This window comes from Limnohabitans sp. T6-5 (genome assembly GCF_003063315.1).
Classification (GTDB): Bacteria; Pseudomonadota; Gammaproteobacteria; order Burkholderiales; family Burkholderiaceae_C; genus Limnohabitans_A.
Map to the genome: position 1 here is coordinate 104,215 of NZ_NERV01000003.1, position 16,740 is coordinate 120,954.

The window sequence follows — 16,740 nt, forward strand, 5'->3', positions numbered from 1 at the left end:
TTAGAAATAAATCAATGTGTATTTGGTGGTTTTTCTTCTCGAATGGAAATTTTACAGTTCAACCCATCGATGCAGCGCTTTCAATAAACGCCTCACCGATCAGGTCGCAAGCCGAGTCAATCCGACAGGCAGACCGTTTTTTCAACCCTTTAAGGAAACCTGATCATGAATCGCTCTTACCTCTGTGCCCTCACCGTCGCCGTCGCAGCCCTTGCCTCTGGGCATGCCATGGCTGCCGATGCCTCTGCGCCCAAAACCCGCGAACAAGTGAAAGCCGAACTGGCTGAAGCCATTCGCACGGGTGATTTTGTGGTGAACGGCGAAACCGGCCAAAAGGCCAACGAAGTGCATCCAGACAAATACCCCGCCAAACCTGTCGTGCAGGGCAAAACCCGCGAAGAGGTGAAGGCCGAACTGGCCTCAGCCATCCGTGCGGGTGATTTTGTGGTGAACGGTGAAACCGGCCAAAAGGCCAATGAAGTCAATCCAGGCCAATACCCCGCCAAACCTGTTGTGCAGGGCAAGACCCGCGAGGAAGTCAAGGCCGAGCTGGCCGAAGCCATTCGCACCGGCAACATGCCTGTCTATGGTGAAGCCGGAATCAAGCTCAACCAGCAGTACCCACAGCGCTACAGCCACGTTCTCTGAACGCCCTGGAGAACCCATGACCCGGTCAGCGTCAACAGCTGATCGGGTTTTTTCATTGTTGTAAAGCGATGCGGCAGACCGTGGTGGTGGGGCTGAAAGCGGCGCAAGCCAGCCTCACAGTGGCATGATTTCCACACTTTGCGAGAGCACCGGGCGGCACAAAATCTTGTAGCCATCGGCATCGAAACCGGCTGCCACTGTGGACAACTGGCGGGCCTGCTCCCGGGTTGCGACACTGCCCAGGTAGCACCAGTGGTTGACCACATGAATTTGCGTGAGGTGCGCATCGCGCTCCACCAAACCCACCGCCCCCGTAAAAGGCCAGCACGCCACGCTCAGCGCCAGCAGGCTGGTGAACAGCCTCTCGCGGTGGGCCTGCGGCGTCTCATCGCCCCGGCACACCCCCGCGCATTGGCGAATCGCGGCCCGGAAGCAGGCTTTGCCGGGCGGCAATTTCTCCAGGCCCAAAGGCGCGTAGCACAGCTTGTGCTGGTCCGCGATGGACCGCAGCGCTTCTAGCGCGGCATGGCGGCTGGCAAACAGCCCGTACAGCTCAGGCGCGCTCGCAAAGTCCAGGTCTTTGGAATACACGACTTCCGGCACACCGCCCGTCATCTGCAAGCTGCACAGCTGTTTGTTGCGGCGCAGCTTCTGGTTGAACAAGGGTTGCTGGGCCTTGATCATTTGCGCCTCAAGCAGCAACGCCCCGATCTCGCCCGCCGTGCGGATGTGCGAGATGCGCTCGGTCTGGCGCAGCATGCGGGCTTCGTCGGGCGTGCGCAGGTGCGACAGCAGCCGGGCCCGAATGTTCACACTTTTGCCGATGTACAGGGGCAAGTCCCCCGCCCGACCGTGGAAGGTGTAAACCCCCGCTCCCGTGGGCGCATGCTCAATGGCCTCACGCAGGTGTTGTGGATATTCGTAAAAGCGCTCCGCTTCGAATTCTTCACGGCGGCGGCGGCGGGGCAAAGGCATCAGCAAACCTGTGATGCGGTGCAGACGTGGAGCGTCTCCATGGGCTGGCAAGCTCTGGAGAAATTTGTCGGTTTTTGCAAACGTTGAGCCATCGGATCAAGTACTTCCTCGGAGTTCAATTTTGTAAGGCATGAGCATTGTTTCAGGCTTGAATGATTCGCCTGATCGGGCCGCCAAAATGGCTCTGAGCAGCAATTGCCCGGCTACTTTGCCAATGCCTGCGCTGTCGACCGCCACCGTGGTGATCTGGGGATGGCAAGAGCGGGAGATTTCGAAGTCCCCAAATCCGGCAATGGCGAGTTTGCCAGGCACAGGCCAAGCCCGGCGCTGGCATTCCGCCAGTGCACCAAAAGCGACATGGTCTGAAACACAGACCACAGCCTCCAGATCGGGCCATTTGGCCATCATTTGCGCCAGGCCTTGCGCCCCAGCTTCCATGGACACTGGCGCGTTGCCCATGGCCACGGTGCATGTGGTGTCCAGCCCGAGCTCTGACATGGCGGTCAGAAAGCCTTGTCGGCGATCCGCGCCGCGTGCATCACTTTCAGGAATGCCCCCCAGAAAACCCATACGCCGGTAACCCTTTTCATACAGGGCCAGCACCAGTTGCCTGACCGCCTGGGCATTGGAAAATCCCACGTTGTGCCCAATAGGGGCGTTCAACAAATCCCAGGTTTCGACCACGGGCACACCCGAGGATTGCAGCAGTTTTCTGGCTGCGGGCGTGTGGCTGCCACCGGTCACGACAATGCCCTCGGGTCTGCGCATCAGCATGGTGCGTATCAACTTCTCTTCAGTCGCCATGTCGTAGTCGGTGTAGCCCATCAGCACTTGCATGCCTGCAGACTCCACGGCAGACGTCAGACCATGGGCGGTGTCCGAAAAGTTGGAATTGTTCAGTGCGGGGATGATGGTGGCAATGAAGCCCGAACGCTTGGAGGAGAAGGTCCGTGCTGTCTGGTCCAGCACATAACCCATGTCCTGGCAGGTGTCCAAAATGCGTTGGCGCAGCGCCTCGCTCGCATCACTGCGTCGGCGCGTAGAGCGGTTGAGCGCCCGTGACACGGTCATTTTGGAAATGCCCAACTTGGCCGCGATGTCTGCCATGGTGACTTGCCCCACTGATTCGGCCGCCACAGGGTTTTTGGGGGGGGCTGACTTTCCCGAATTTTGGCCGTTCAAAACGTTCTCCTGCGCTGGTGCTGAAAGCTTTTACCGATACCGGTAACGTCATTATTCAGGTGCAAATGGGAAAAATGAATGCAGTCTCAATGTTTATTGAACAAGTCTTGGTTTTCACTATTGATTCGGCCCGATGAAGTTTGCATGAACGCTTTTTTTGTGGGAGCGGCGCCCTCGCCGCGATTGAGCCTCGCAGACCACCACCCATCGCCCCGAGGGCGGGGCTCCCACACTGATCGCAGAGCTGAGCGCTATACCAAGAAAAGCCTTTCACTTCAAACTTCACAGGGCCGGATCTATAGGGTAAATACGGGTTACCGGTAACTCATATATCAAGGACGATCCACACACATTTTTGAAGGGTCTGAACCGCATGAATTCGCTCCAAGTCATCGACACCCGACTGGCCCCGGTTGCCCAAGGGGCCGGTGCACTGGAGTGTCTGTGCAGCGGCGCCATTTGGAGCGAAGGCCCGGTCTGGTTGCCCCAAAGCGATGAACTGATCTGGAGTGATATTCCAAACAATCGGATACTGGCATGGCAAGCCGGCCCGGGCATGCGTGTTTGGCGAGAAGAGGCCGAATTCACCAATGGTCATGTGCTGGACCGTGACGGTTCGCTCTTGCACTGTTCTCATGGATTGCGCGCCATCATTCGAACGCGTCTGGGCGCACAGGGTGAGGCCTTGGGAGATGAGGTGGTGGTCAACAGCTACCAGGGACAAAGGCTCAATTCCCCCAATGATCTGGTGGTGAAGTCAGATGGCTCCATCTGGTTCACGGACCCCCCTTACGGCATCCTCTCAGACAGGGAAGGGCACCATGCTGAGAGCGAAATCGGCGCGAATCATGTGTTTCGTTACTGCCCCCATACGCACAGTTTGAGCATCGTCACAGAGGTCATGCAAGAGCCCAACGGACTGGCGTTCTCGCCCGATGAAAAAGTTCTGTACATCAGTGACACCTCGGCAGCGATGCGCCAAGACGGTGGCGGACACCACCACATCATGGCGTTTGATGTGGTCGCTGGCATGGCCTTGAGTCAAGCGCGCCTCTTTGCCGACATCAACCCCGGCTTGGCTGACGGATTGAGAGTCGACAGGCACGGATTTGTCTACACCAGCAGCGCGGACAGTGTGCAAATTTTCCACCCGGATGGCACAAAAATGGGGGTGATTCCGGTGCCGGAAAAAGTAGGCAATCTTTGCTTTGGTGGCCCCCATGGGGATGAGCTGTTCATTTGTGCAAGCACGTCTTTGTATCGCATTCGCTTGCATACACGCGGAGCCACGGTGTGAGCGTGATTTGGCATTGGCTCTCAACGCCGCTCAGCGGTGCGTCCAGCCATTCACTGGAGCCGTGGCTGTATTGGCATGCGCGAATGATGGTGATGGCTTGGGCCATCTTGCTGCCAGCAGGGGCCTTATGGGCACGGTATTTCAAGGTGCTCCCATCCCAAAACTGGCCCGACAGACTGGACAACAAAATATGGTGGCACGCACACAGGGCATTGCAGTGCTTGGGTATGACGTTGGCAACGCTGGGCGCCGCCGTGGCGTGGCAGCACACCACCCAGGCGGGCCCTCTGGCACGTCTGCACGGATACGCAGGCTGGCTGCTGATGTTTCTGGGCGGCTTGCAAATTCTGAGTGGATTGCTGCGTGGCACGAAAGGCGGGCCCACTGACAAGCAAGACCGTGGCGACCATTACGACATGACCGTGCGCAGGCGGTGGTTTGAGCGGGTGCACAAAGGACTGGGATGGATGAGCCTGTTGGCGGCCATGGCCGTCATGGGCATGGGTCTGCTGCTGGCCGATGCACCGCGCTGGATGCCATTGGTATTACTGGTCTGGTGGCTTGTGCTGGCCAGCCTGGCGTGGCGCTGGCAAAGGCAGGGGCGCTGCATCGATACCTACCAGGCCATTTGGGGCACGGACAAGCGTCACCCCGGCAACCAACTCCCACCGATTGGCTGGGGCATTCGTCGTCCGTTTGATACACAAAAACATGGCCAATCTTGAACTACGCAACCTCGTCAAACGATTTGGCGATGTCACTGTCGTCAGTGAACTCAATCTGTCGGTCAGTCCTGGTGAATTCGTCGTGTTGCTGGGTGAATCGGGCTGCGGCAAAAGCACCACCTTGCGCATGGTGGCAGGTCTGGAAGACGTCACTCAAGGCCAAATCATCATCGGCGGCAAGGATGTTACCCAGGCCCACCCAATGGCCCGAGATATCGCCATGGTGTTTCAAAACTATGCGCTGTACCCGCACATGGACGTGGCGCAAAACCTGTCGTTTGCGCTGCGCCTGGCAGGACGACCGCAAGCGGAAATCGGCGCCAAAGTAGCCTCTGCCGCCAGGATCCTCAACATAGAACACTTGCTTGAACGCAAGCCCAAAGAACTGTCGGGCGGGCAACGTCAGCGCGTGGCCATCGGGCGGGCCATCGTCAGGGAACCGCAGGTCTTTTTGTTCGATGAACCGTTGTCCAACCTGGACGCCAAGTTGCGCGGGCACATGCGCGCTGAACTGGCCCTCTTGCACCAGCGCCTGGGCAAAACCACCCTGTACGTGACACACGACCAAGTTGAAGCCATGACGCTGGCCAGTCGGATCGTCATCTTTGACAAAGGTCGCATCCAGCAAGTGGGCACGCCAAGCGAGGTGTTCAACCACCCTGCCAACCTGTTTGTGGCAGGTTTCATCGGCACGCCGACCATGAACTTCTTTGAAGCGCGACTGCAAAGTCTGGATGGCCAAGCGGTGCTTCGCACGCAGGACTTTGATGTGCCTGCGCCAGCCTGGCTGCTGACGCAAGCCTTGTCCGCCGACAGCCGCTTAACGCTCGGCATTCGGCCACAAATGCTGCTGCCGACAAACGACATGGGCAGGCTTCGCATGAAAGTCGAAGTCGTTGAGTACCTGGGCACTGAAAGCCAAGTGGTGGGGCGCCTGGACGCCGGCCAGCGGGTGTGCGCCGTCTTGCAAGGCGATGCCAAAGACCGGCTGCACCAGGGCCTGAACCTCACGGTCGAACCCATGGCCCTGCACGTCTTCGACGCCACCACAGGGCTTTCGCTGAAGCCAGGACAGCCCTCATTTCCCAACACCACAGGAGACAAGTCATGACCTTCATTTCCAACCGCCGCGAAGCACTCAAAGCAGGCGCCATCACCGTCTTCGGTGCGGCCTTGCCCTACAGCGGCGTGCAGGCCCAAAGCCGCTATGCCAAATATGCGGGCAAGACCGTGGTCTTCAGCGTGCCCGCGCATCCGCATTACGACGCGATGCTCAAAATCTTGCCCCAGTTCACCAAAGAGACGGGTATCAAGGTCGAGGTGGACAAGTTGGCCATGGGCCGCATGAAAGAAAAGCAGCTGCTCGAAATGGCCAAGCCTTCCGGCGACTTCGATCTGGGTTGCTACGTGGTCATGTGGAAAGGCGAATACGTGGCCAAAAACCTGATTCAGCCGCTTGAGCCCTTTTTTGCCAACCCGGCACTGGCCGACCCGACCTACGACATGAAGGACATTGTCCCCATTTACCTTGAAAACCTGGGGCTGGTGGGTGGCCCCAAGGGATATCTGGCAGGCCCCGGCGCCAAACTCTATGGCCTGCCCTACGGTGCCGAAACCAGCGTGCTGGCCTACCGGCGCGACATCTTTGCCAAGCACAACCTCTCAGCGCCCGAAACCTACGACGACTTCCGCAAAATTTTGCGCATCCTCAAGGACAAGGAAGGCATCGGGGCCCTGGCCAGCCGGGGTCAGGCCGGACACCAAGTGGTGCACGCCTGGCTGCTGCACCTCAACCCCCTGGGCGGCAGCGTATTTGACGACAAATGGCAGCCGCGCTTCAACGACAAGATTGGCGTGGAGGCCCTCAAGTTTTTGCAGGAAGTGGTTGCCACCGGCCCCGCAGGCATCCCCGGCTACGGCCAGGGCGAAAGCAACACGGCCTTTTTGCAAGGGCAAGCGGCCATGTACCTCGACAGCACCTCGATTGCAGGCCTGGTCAACGACCCCAGCAAAAGCAAGATTGTGGGCAACGTCAGCTGGGCCCTGCACCCCAAAGGCATGCGCCGTGCCTCCCAAAGCGGCGGCCTGGGACTGGCCATTCCCAAAAATGCCAAAAACGCAGAGGCCGGCTTTTTGCTCATGCAATGGCTCACCAGCAAGGCACAGGACAAAGCGGTGACGATGGCGGGCGGTGCCCCGATGCGCAACAGCACCTTGCGCGACCAGGATGCGGTGCGCAAGTACCCCGAGTTCATCACCTTTGTCGAGGCCCTCAAATACAGCGCACCGGATTGGCGCCCCATCATTCCGGTCTGGGACACCATCAACGTGCAAGCTCTGGGCGTGGGCCTGAGTGATGCTCTGACGGGCAAGAAGAGCGCAGAAAAAGCGCTCAACGACATGGTTCCGCAGGTCACCGCAATCATGCGCGAAGCTGGCTACAAGATCTGATGACGCCTTGCTCGCAGCCATGAAAAACTCACGCTGGATTGCGTTCGCATATGTTGGCCCTGCTGTGTTGGTCATGGCAGCGGCCTGCCTTTACCCCGTGCTGTCCGCTTTCCACCTGGCGGGTTACGACTGGTCCATGGGCACGCCTTGGTCTTCGGCCAAGTGGGTGGGTTGGAGCAACGTGGTTCAGGCCTTTGGCAACCCGAGGGTCTGGAGCAGTTTGATGACCACACTGATGTTTGCGGCCGTGTGTGTCAGCGCCGAAATGGTGCTGGGCATTGCGCTGGCGCTGGCCCTGGAAAAACCGGTCAAGGGCATGTCCTTCTTCAGGACACTGTTCATCCTGCCCATGATGATCGCGCCCATCGCCGTGGGCCTGACCTGGCGCTACATCTTTGATGCGCAATTTGGGCTGGCCAACGCGCTGCTTAAGCTGCTGGGCCTGAGCGCGCAAACCTGGCTGGCTGACCCTCAATTGGCTTTCATGGCGATTGTGATTGCCGACATTTGGCAATGGACGCCCTTTGTCTTCATCATGATGATTGCGGCCCTGGCGGGCATCGACAACTCGGTGATGGAAGCTTCGCGCATGGACGGTGCCAACTGGTGGCAACAAACCTTTTGGGTCAAGTTGCCCATGGTCATGCACGTCATTGCCATCACCTTGATGATGCGTTTGATCGATGCTTTCAGGGTGTTGGAGGTGATTTACGTTTTGACCTTCGGCGGTCCTGGTGACAGCACCGAAATTCTCTCACTTCACATTTACAAGACCGCGTTCGTAGGACAGCAATTGGGCGTTGCCGCAGCCATCAGCATTTTGCTCTTGGCGGTAGTCACGGCCCTGAGTTGGGCCGCCTTGCGCCTTTCGAACCCGATGAAAGGAGAGCCCCAATGAAGCGCCCATGGTGGATGGCTGTCGCCCATTACGGTGTACTGATTTTTCTGGCCTTGTTGTGCATCGCACCCATCTGGGTGATCTTCACCACCAGCTTGCGCCAACAAGTGGACATCTTTGCCGAGCCATTGAACTTCATCTTCATGCCCACACTGGAAAACTACCGGGCCGTGATCGAAGAAGACAAGCTCGACCGCTACTTGGGCAACAGCTTGTTTGTGGGCATTGTGTCCACATTGATCACCCTGGTGCTGGGCTGCATGGCGGCTTATGGGCTTGCCCGCTTCCGGTTTCCGGGCCGTCAAGCCGTGGCTTACACCACGCTCTTGCTGCGCACGGTGCCGCTGGCTGTTCTGGCCATTCCGGTGTTTCTGATCTGGAACGAGTGGAACATGGTCAACAGCCTGTGGGGGCTGGTGCTGTTGTATGTGGCCGTCAACCTGCCGTTCACCATCTGGCTGCTTTACGGCTTTGTGCTGCAGGTGCCCATTGAGTTGGAAGAAGCCGCCGCCATTGACGGCTGTGGGCCGTTCCAGATCTTCACCAAGGTGTTGCTGCCGCTGATGGCCCCCGGCTTGGCTGCGGCCTCGATTTTTACTTTCCGCATCGCCTGGAATGAGTTCATCCTGGCACTGGTTCTGACCGATCGACAAACGCGTACGCTGCCCGTGGCGGCCAGCCTCTTCATCACCGATCTGGGTGTTGACTGGGGCAAGGTCATGGCCATGACCAGCCTGATTGCCATTCCGCCGCTGATCTTCACCTTCATCGCGGCACGCCAAATCATCACAGGCCTGACGGCTGGTGCTGTCAAAGGATGAACACTGACAAGAAATGACGACCCTCAAAGGGCCGATCAAGACTGGAAAGTCTGGCGGGGTGCTGTAGTTACAAAACCAGAACAAACCCGTATACACCTTTGGTTATGTAACAAAGTTTCATAAATTCGCATACGATGGTTACATCGACCGTTTCTTGGATGGAGACGGTCGCCAACCCTACATGCAATGAAAGTGAGACTCACATGACCACCAAAATCGGTATCAACGGATTTGGCCGCATTGGCCGCATGGTGCTGCGTGCAGCGGTGCAAAATTTCAACGATGTCGAGATTGTCGGCATCAACGACTTGCTGGAGCCCGAGTACCTGGCTTACATGCTGCAATACGACAGCGTGCATGGTCGCTTCAAGGGCACGGTGACCGTCGACGGCAGCACGCTGGTGGTGAACGGCAAGCGCATTCGCCTGACGCAAGAGCGCGATCCGGCCAACCTGAAGTGGAACGAAGTGGGCGCTGATGTGGTAATCGAATCGACAGGCCTGTTTCTGGACAAGGACAGCGCTGGCAAGCATTTGGCCTCAGGCGCCAAGAAAGTCGTGATGTCTGCGCCATCCAAGGACGACACCCCCATGTTTGTTTTTGGTGTGAACCATGACAGCTATGCCGGGCAAGCCATCATCAGCAACGCCAGTTGCACCACCAACTGCCTGGCGCCCATCACCAAGGTGCTCAACGACAAGTGGGGCATCAAGCGCGGCCTGATGACCACCGTGCACGCCGCCACCGCGACCCAAAAAACCGTGGACAGCCCCAGCAACAAGGACTGGCGCGGTGGCCGGGGTATTCTCGAAAACATCATCCCCAGCAGCACGGGCGCAGCCAAGGCGGTGGGCGTGGTGATCCCCGCCATCAAGGGCAAGTTGACCGGCATGGCGTTCCGTGTGCCCACCTCTGACGTGTCGGTGGTGGACCTGACGGCCGAGCTGGACACCCCCGCCACCTATGCCGAAATCTGCGCCGAGATGAAAGCGCAAAGCGAAGGCGCTTTGAAGGGCGTGCTGGGCTACACCACCGACAAAGTGGTCTCGACCGACTTCCGTGGCGAAGTCTGCACCAGCGTCTTTGACGCCGACGCGGGCATCGCGCTGGACAGCACCTTCATCAAGGTGGTGGCCTGGTACGACAACGAGTGGGGTTACTCCAACAAGTGCCTGGAAATGGCGCGCGTGGTCGGCCGTTGACCCATCAACCCCCGCGCAGGTCGGCACGCGAAGAGTCCGACGTGATGGGTGGTTCGGCGCTAGGTCGAGTTGATGCACAGGTGGGTAACTTTTTTCAGCCAAGGCCAATTCATGCGCCGGTGGCGTACGGGCAGATGTCGGGGTCTTCGACCACCGACCTACGACATCGCCGCCCCCGCGTAGGTCGGCACTCGAAGAGTCCGACGTGGTGGGTGGTTAGGCGCTAGTTCGAGTTCATGCAAAGGTGGATGGTTGACAGCCAAGGCCAATTCATGCGCCGGTGGTGTTCAGGCAGATGTCGGGGTCTTCGACCACCGACCTACAACAGTGCCGCCTTTGCGCAGGTCGGCACTCGATGAGTCCGACGTGGGTGGTTCCGCGTTATGGCGAAATCATGCACAGGTGGGTATTTTTCAGCAAAGGCCAATTCATGCGCCGGTGGCGTAAGGGCAGATGTCGGGGTCCTCGACCACCGACCTACGACATCGCCGCCCCCGCGTAGGTCGGCACTCGAAGAGTCCGACGTGGTGGGTGGTTCGGCGCTAGGTCGAGTTCATGCACAGGTGGGTGGTTGACAGCCTAGGCCAATTCATGCGCCGGTGGCGTACGGGCAGATGTCGGGGTCGTTGACCACCGACCTACAACAGTGCCGCCTTTGCGCAGGTCGGCACTCGATGAGTCCGACGTGGAGGTTGGTTCGGCGCTAGGGTGAGTTCATGCACGGGTGGGTATTTTTTTCAGGCAAGGCCAATTCATGCGCCGGTGGCGTACGGGCAGATGTCGGGGTCTTCGACCACCGACCTACAACAGTGCCGCCCCCGCGTAGGTTGGCACTCGAAGAGTCCGACGTGGAGGTTGGTTCGGCGCTAGGGTGAGTTCATGCACAGGTGGGTATTTTTTTCAGCCAAGGCCAATACATGCGCTGGTGGTGTTAAGGCAGATGTCGGGGTCTTTGACCACCAAACTACAAACTACAAACTACAAACTACAAACTACAAACTACAAACTACAAACTACAAACTACAAATTAAAAGCTTGGGCTTGCGCCGACGCTCAAATGCGCCAGCACCGAGAAGTTGGCTGCGCTTTCGATGACCTCGCCTGCGGTCAAGGCCTGGTCTTCGCGGAAGCGCCCCGTCACCAGCTGAACGCCCGCAGGCAAGCTTCCTGCCATGCCCGTGGGCACCGACAAACCGGGCAAGCCCAGCATGGCGGTTGACAGCAAGGGGCTCTGGGCCCGCAGCATCTCACCCATGCGTGCGGGTGAGCGGGTGTCGTCGTCAATGGGGAACTGCTTTTCCCAGCTGTTGGGCATCAGCAGTACAGGGTATTGGTCCAGGAACACAGCCCAATCGCGTGCGATGCTGAAGCGTCGGGTCAAGGCGTCCAGATACGCGTCACGGTCCCAAACTGGCACGCCTTTGAGGTAGCCGTGCAGTGCGGCCTGCACAGAAGCGTCGCCCATTTGCTCGATGGCGGGCTGGCCACCCCGGCGCATGTCGTTGAAGACCAGGTGCTGCCACAGCACAGAGGCTTCTTCAAAATGCGGTGGCTCGACTTCATCAACTTCATAACCTGCTGCTTGCAGCCATCGGGCCGCTTGCTCCAGCGCGTTCACCACGCTGGCATCGGCCGTGTACTGGGCGTGGTGCTTGAACAGGGCCACTTTGGTGCGGGCTTGGCTGTTGGCAAAGTGCAGCGGTGCAGGCACCCATTGCGGGTCCAGGGGCGAGCCTTGGGCCATCACATTGAGCGCCAACCGGGCATCGGCCACGGTGCGCGTGAGCGGGCCTTGCGTGGACATTTGCTGGTTGCTGATCATGCGGTTGGGTCCCGTGGCCTTGTAAGAAGGCACGCGCCCGACGGTGGTGCGCAGCCCCACCACGCCGCAAGCCCATGCGGGGTAGCGCACCGAGCCGCCGTAGTCGTTGCCGTGGGCGATCGCGCCCATGCCCGTGGCCACCGCCACCGCTGCGCCGCCACTGGAGCCACCGGGTGTGCGCGTGGCGTCAAACGGGTTGAGCGTGCGTCCATGCAGATCGTTGTCGGTGAACCAGCGCAGTGAAAACGCTGGGGTGTTGCTGCGGGCCACGATGACCGCGCCCGCTTGGCGCATGGCTTGCACCAGTGGCGAGTCGCTCTGTGCCACGTTGTTTTGGGCCGCCACGATGCCGTCGGTGGTGGGTCGGCCTGCAGTGTCCACATTGACCTTGATGGTCACAGGCACGCCGTGCAGTGCACCCAGCTGCAAGCCTGCGGTCTGGGCCTGGTCTGCTGCGTCAGCGGCCTTCAGGGCCTCGTCGTGCATCACATCAGGCAATGCTTTGAGTGAGGGGTTGATGGCGTCGATGCGCGCCAGCACACTTTCGGTGGCGGCGCGTGCGGTGGTCTCCCGGCGCGCAATGCGTGCGGCCAGGTCGGTGGCGCTCAGTTGCCAGAGTTCGGTGCTCATGGGCATCACTGAGGTTGGAGATTGATGGACTTGGCAATGGCCTGATAGCGTTCGACTTCGGCTTTGAGCTGCTTGTCCAGATCGGCCAGGGATGTAGGGGGGACCACCGTGTTGCCAGATGCCTCAAAGGCTTTGCGTATTTCCGGGTTTTGCAGGGCGTCGTAAACGGCTTTGTTCAGCCGCGCACTGATGGCATCGGGGGTGTTTTTGGGCACTTGGATGCCTGCCCAGGAATTGAATTCAAAGCCCTGCAACTGGGGCAGGCTGGCCAAGGGGGTCAAGTGAGGAAAAGTCGGCAGCTTGTCCTTGGTCGTCAGACCAATGGCTTTGAGTTTGCCTTCAGCGATCAAGCCCGGAATGCTGCCGGCAAAAATGGCGAACGACAGGTCAATCTGGCCACCCATCAAGTCCGTGATGACGGGTGCGCCGCCTTTGTAGGGCACATGGATCAGCGGTATGCGTGTTTGCTGGGAAAACTTTTCAGAGACCAGGTGGAACATGCTGCCTGTGCCGGTGTTGGCCGCAGACAGTGGTTTGGCACCGGGCGTTTTGGCCAGTGCCATCAATTCTTCAACGGTGTTGGCGGGCAAGTCTTTGCGGGCCAGCAGCACCATCGGTGCACGCACGATTTGCCCCACCATCTTGAAGTCAGCAGGTGTGTATTTGACGGTCGACAGCGTCAGCGGTGTGATGATCAGCTCCAGTGGGCTGCCCAGCGTGACGGTGTAACCATCGGCTGGCGCGTTGAGCATTTTTTGCACGCCCAAGGCTCCGGCCACACCGCCGAGGTTGTCCACCATGACAGGCTGGCCCAGAGATTTGCCCATGTCCGTCTGCATTTGCCGCGCCACGAAATCGGACGGGCCCCCTGCGGGGTAAGGCACCACCATGGTGATGGGTTTGCTGGGATAGGTTTGGGCAAAAGCCACAGGACACAGGACCAACACCGTGGTCAGCAGCCATGAGATCGATGGAAAAGCGCGCATGTTGTCTCCTCTCTGTATGGGGGTGGTTTGGCGCATCGTAGACAGCCAGAGAGAAAACCATAAGACGATAAAATTTCATCATGACAACTGCTAGTTGTCTAGTGATTGGGATGACGATGAAAGCTTGCACATGAAATTGCACCAACTCCAGGCCTTGGTCGCGGTGGTTGATCAAGGCAGTATCCGGGCAGCTGCGCGCGCGAGCCACCTGACGCAGGCGGCGCTGACCAAGTCATTGCGTCTGCTCGAAGAAGAGGCTGGCGTCGCCTTGCTGGTGCGCCAATCGCGGGGCGTGGTCCTGACCGAGGCCGGACAACGGCTGCATGCCCGGGCCAGTCTGGTGCTGCGCCAAATGGCTTTGGCCGAGGACGATTTGCGCCAGTCCCGGGGCCAGGACGAGGGCTCGGTGTGTGTGGGCCTGACGCCTTACCTGATGCTCACCGTGCTGGGTGAGGCTTGTCGTTGGTTCCGCAAGCGCTATCCCCGCATAGAACTGCGTGTGGTGGAGGGCCTGGTGACACGGGTTTTGCCCGGTTTGCGCGATGGCACGATCGACTTTGCCATCGTGGCCGACACGGGCGATGTGTCGCCACAAGAGTTTTCGGCCACGCATTTGCGCAAAGAACAGCAAAAATTGGTGGTGCGAGCAGGCCATCCGGTGTTGTCGCAACCGATGCCCGCACAACTGGTGGCACTGGAGTGGGTCTTGCCTGGCCCCTTCTCGCATGGCCTGGACGAGGAGTTGCTGGCCATGTTCACTCGCGCTGGCGTGCTTGCGCCTGAGCAAATCACGCGTTGTGATGCCATGGCGGCCATGACCTTGGTGCGCCAGTCTGATGCGGTCAGTGTCATGCCCTCGCCTTTGCTGGGCCAGATGGAGAGCCGTGATCTCGTCGAGGTGCCCGAGTGCATGCAGCCGCCAGACCTTGAGCTCGTATTGCTGTCGCAGCCCGATGTGCCGTTGACACCGGCAGCGTCCTATCTGGCGCGTTGCCTGACCGACGCGATCCATGCCAGCGCCAAGCGCTGACCGTCTTCTTTAAACAGCCGCCGTCACGACAATTTCAAGCTTCCACTCGGGTTTGGCCAGATGGGCCTGCACCGTGGCGCGGCAGGGTGTGTGAAAGGGGACCACCCAGGCGTCCCACACGCTGTTCATGCCCGCGAAATCGTTCAGGTCTTTCAGGAAGATCTGGGCCATTAAAATTTTGGATTTGTCGCTGCCCGCCTTGGCCAGCAAGGCGTCAATGGCGGCCAGCACTTGTCGGGTTTGTCCGGCAATGTCCTGGCTTGCGTCCTCGGCAATCTGACCGGCCAGATAAACCGTACCGTTGTGGATGGCGGCTTCAGACATGCGTGCGCCGATGTCGATGCGTTGAACCATGGGTGTCTCCTTTGCGGTTGTAAAAGGCGCCATCGTAGCGCCTCAGTGCTGGCGTGCGAGTGCCTGGGCCATGCAACGGGCCGCTGCCAAGTCCCAGCCAGCCCAGCCACAGCTTTTGAAAAACACCGGACCATCTGGAGGCGGGTGGGCGTGTTGCCAGCGTGCGGTTTGACCGACCACATCGGCCAGCGTGGGCAGGGCGCTGACATCGATGCCCGCTTGGAGCAAATCGCCCGCCTCGTGGTCGGCGTCACGCGTGTCCACCACCAAGGTGCCGATGCGCGCGAGGTGCTGACAAACCTCGGCTGACCACTCCAGCATGCGGGGCGTGAAAGCACCCACTGCGGTCACAAAGGCATCATTTCTGGGCGTTGTCGTCAACACCACTTCCTGGGCTGGAGTGGTGCTCGCTACCAGCGGGCAGTCGGACAAAACAGCATTGGGGTCATCCACGCGCCGCGCCTGCAGGCCGAGTGAACGGGCGTGCGCGACCAGCGCATTGGCGCTGGCGGGATGGCGTGAGGCGACCCAAAAATCTTGCACACCCAGGCCTTGGTGAAAAGCCTCAAGATGCGCTTTGCCCTGCACGCCCGCACCCACGATCAGCATGGGGCCATCGCGGCGGGCGGCCAGTTTTTGCGCGGCCAGCAACGAGACGGCGGCGGTGCGCCGGGCCGTGACGGTGGGGCCATCAAGAAGCCCCAGGCGCTGACCCGTGAGCACATCAAACACCACGATGTCGCCCTGGATCGTGGGCAGCCCGCGCTGGGCATTGCCGGGGATGAAGCTGATGAGCTTGGTGATGGCCACCCGGGCATCGGCTGCGGGCATCACGAACAGGCTGCCACCGCCGTGCAGGGCCTGCACGATGCGTGGCGGCACAAGCACGCTGGGGTCTTGCAACAAGGCTTCGATTTCGCTGGCCAGCAAGGCATAAGGCAAAGCCTGGGCAGTTTGTTCAGGGGTCAGGATGGCGCTCATGGGGCTTCAGGTGAAGAACAACATGTTGTGCATTGTCATAGGTCGAAGACCTCGGCCATGTGCTGGCCCGATGACTGCGCCAGTGCAACCTGGAGATGCAACCCGCAACTTGGGTGCAAAGGCTTGGGTGAGCCAGCGCACCGAAGGTTTTGGAATTTCCGCAGACACTGAAGACATCGACAGAGTCTTCAGAGGACTTTGTGATGTCCGCCCCACCTATTTCATTCGTCTTCGCAGCCCCGGACAACGCGCCGAACCACCTCGGCGGCAAAGCCCCGGGTGATCAGGAAGCGGATTTGCCTCATGCGTTCATGAGGGTCTGCCGGGGGGCAGCCAAATTTTTTGCGCCAGACCTCTTGTGCGCGGCTCAGTTCGGTGTCGCGCAAACCGGCCAGGGCCTCAGCCACGGCCTCGCCGGACAGACCTTTGGCAGCGAGTTCTTGCTTGACTCGGGCCGCGCCCCATTTGCCAGCCCTGCGATGCACCACCGATTCGATGGCTCGGTCATCGTTGATGAAATCCCGCGCCTGCAACTCGTTCAAGGCTTTGGCGAGTTCGCCCGGCGCTTGCTCATGCGGTGCGAGCTTGCGTTCCAGCTCATGGCGCGAATGTTCACGCTGGCTCAAAAGCCGCAAGGCGCGACCTTTGAGAGAAGGCTGGAACCCCGCAGCCTTTTTCGCTGGGGGTTTTTCTTCGTCATATGACCCGTGGTGCTGGCTCACGTTGCCGTCCTTTTGG

General features: G+C 59.6%; 16 protein-coding genes. 9 read left to right on the top strand and 7 right to left on the bottom strand.

Translation table 11 applies throughout. From position 1 onward, the window contains the following. Window positions 1–165 precede the first annotated feature (165 nt). A complete protein-coding gene (locus B9Z51_RS12400; protein WP_108375205.1) occupies window positions 166–648 on the top strand; it encodes a DUF4148 domain-containing protein in 483 nt (160 codons plus the stop codon). 114 nt (window positions 649–762) lie between these two features. On the opposite strand, the gene cho is transcribed toward B9Z51_RS12400, so the two are convergent. Together cho and B9Z51_RS12410 are read right to left on the bottom strand one after the other, a co-directional pair. Further along, window positions 763–1,674, bottom strand: coding sequence for an excinuclease Cho (gene cho / locus B9Z51_RS12405; protein WP_233254952.1), 912 nt, complete (start codon window positions 1,672–1,674; stop codon window positions 763–765). Between the two features lie 45 nt (window positions 1,675–1,719). Beyond that, window positions 1,720–2,805, bottom strand: coding sequence for a LacI family DNA-binding transcriptional regulator (locus B9Z51_RS12410; RefSeq protein WP_233254953.1), 1,086 nt, complete (start codon window positions 2,803–2,805; stop codon window positions 1,720–1,722). A gap of 373 nt (window positions 2,806–3,178) precedes the next feature. Between B9Z51_RS12410 and B9Z51_RS12415 the strand changes: the two genes are divergently transcribed. From B9Z51_RS12415 to gap, 7 genes are all read left to right on the top strand, one after another. Continuing rightward, window positions 3,179–4,102 (top strand): SMP-30/gluconolactonase/LRE family protein, encoded by a 924-nt coding sequence (locus B9Z51_RS12415; protein WP_108375209.1) that lies wholly within the window; start codon window positions 3,179–3,181, stop codon window positions 4,100–4,102. After that, complete coding sequence (locus tag B9Z51_RS12420; RefSeq protein WP_233254954.1) at window positions 4,099–4,827, top strand: cytochrome b561 domain-containing protein; 729 nt, start codon at window positions 4,099–4,101, stop codon at window positions 4,825–4,827. Before B9Z51_RS12415 ends, B9Z51_RS12420 begins: the two co-directional genes overlap by 4 nt. Continuing rightward, window positions 4,814–5,938: an ABC transporter ATP-binding protein gene (locus B9Z51_RS12425; RefSeq protein WP_108375211.1), complete on the top strand. Its 1,125-nt coding sequence runs from the start codon at window positions 4,814–4,816 to the stop codon at window positions 5,936–5,938. The genes B9Z51_RS12420 and B9Z51_RS12425 overlap by 14 nt, the downstream gene beginning before the upstream one ends. Continuing rightward, window positions 5,935–7,278, top strand: coding sequence for an ABC transporter substrate-binding protein (locus B9Z51_RS12430; RefSeq protein WP_108375213.1), 1,344 nt, complete (start codon window positions 5,935–5,937; stop codon window positions 7,276–7,278). Before B9Z51_RS12425 ends, B9Z51_RS12430 begins: the two co-directional genes overlap by 4 nt. A gap of 19 nt (window positions 7,279–7,297) precedes the next feature. After that, window positions 7,298–8,176, top strand: a complete 879-nt coding sequence (locus tag B9Z51_RS12435) for a carbohydrate ABC transporter permease (RefSeq protein WP_108375215.1) — start codon at window positions 7,298–7,300, stop codon at window positions 8,174–8,176. Next, window positions 8,173–8,997 (top strand): carbohydrate ABC transporter permease, encoded by an 825-nt coding sequence (locus B9Z51_RS12440; protein WP_108375217.1) that lies wholly within the window; start codon window positions 8,173–8,175, stop codon window positions 8,995–8,997. The genes B9Z51_RS12435 and B9Z51_RS12440 overlap by 4 nt, the downstream gene beginning before the upstream one ends. A gap of 203 nt (window positions 8,998–9,200) precedes the next feature. After that, the gene (gene gap / locus B9Z51_RS12445; RefSeq protein ID WP_108375969.1) at window positions 9,201–10,199 is read left to right on the top strand and encodes a type I glyceraldehyde-3-phosphate dehydrogenase; all 999 of its coding nucleotides are present in this window, start codon (window positions 9,201–9,203) and stop codon (window positions 10,197–10,199) included. Between the two features lie 1,027 nt (window positions 10,200–11,226). Here gap and B9Z51_RS12450 read toward each other — a convergent pair. Both B9Z51_RS12450 and B9Z51_RS12455 read right to left on the bottom strand, forming a co-directional pair. Continuing rightward, window positions 11,227–12,651 (bottom strand): amidase family protein, encoded by a 1,425-nt coding sequence (locus tag B9Z51_RS12450; RefSeq protein WP_108375970.1) that lies wholly within the window; start codon window positions 12,649–12,651, stop codon window positions 11,227–11,229. A gap of 5 nt (window positions 12,652–12,656) precedes the next feature. Beyond that, window positions 12,657–13,637 (bottom strand): tripartite tricarboxylate transporter substrate binding protein, encoded by a 981-nt coding sequence (locus B9Z51_RS12455; RefSeq protein WP_108375971.1) that lies wholly within the window; start codon window positions 13,635–13,637, stop codon window positions 12,657–12,659. 130 nt (window positions 13,638–13,767) lie between these two features. Here B9Z51_RS12455 and B9Z51_RS12460 point away from each other — a divergent pair, with 130 nt between their 5' ends. Next, window positions 13,768–14,667: a LysR substrate-binding domain-containing protein gene (locus B9Z51_RS12460; protein ID WP_108375219.1), complete on the top strand. Its 900-nt coding sequence runs from the start codon at window positions 13,768–13,770 to the stop codon at window positions 14,665–14,667. Window positions 14,668–14,676: 9 nt separating this feature from the next. Here B9Z51_RS12460 and B9Z51_RS12465 read toward each other — a convergent pair whose 3' ends face one another. The 3 genes from B9Z51_RS12465 to recX all read right to left on the bottom strand — a co-directional run bounded on the left by B9Z51_RS12465 (window position 14,677) and on the right by recX (window position 16,724). Beyond that, complete coding sequence (locus B9Z51_RS12465) at window positions 14,677–15,021, bottom strand: RidA family protein (RefSeq protein WP_108375221.1); 345 nt, start codon at window positions 15,019–15,021, stop codon at window positions 14,677–14,679. 42 nt (window positions 15,022–15,063) lie between these two features. Next, complete coding sequence (locus tag B9Z51_RS12470; protein WP_108375223.1) at window positions 15,064–16,002, bottom strand: delta(1)-pyrroline-2-carboxylate reductase family protein; 939 nt, start codon at window positions 16,000–16,002, stop codon at window positions 15,064–15,066. Between the two features lie 221 nt (window positions 16,003–16,223). Next, window positions 16,224–16,724: a recombination regulator RecX gene (recX, locus tag B9Z51_RS12475; RefSeq protein WP_108375225.1), complete on the bottom strand. Its 501-nt coding sequence runs from the start codon at window positions 16,722–16,724 to the stop codon at window positions 16,224–16,226. Window positions 16,725–16,740 lie beyond the last annotated feature (16 nt).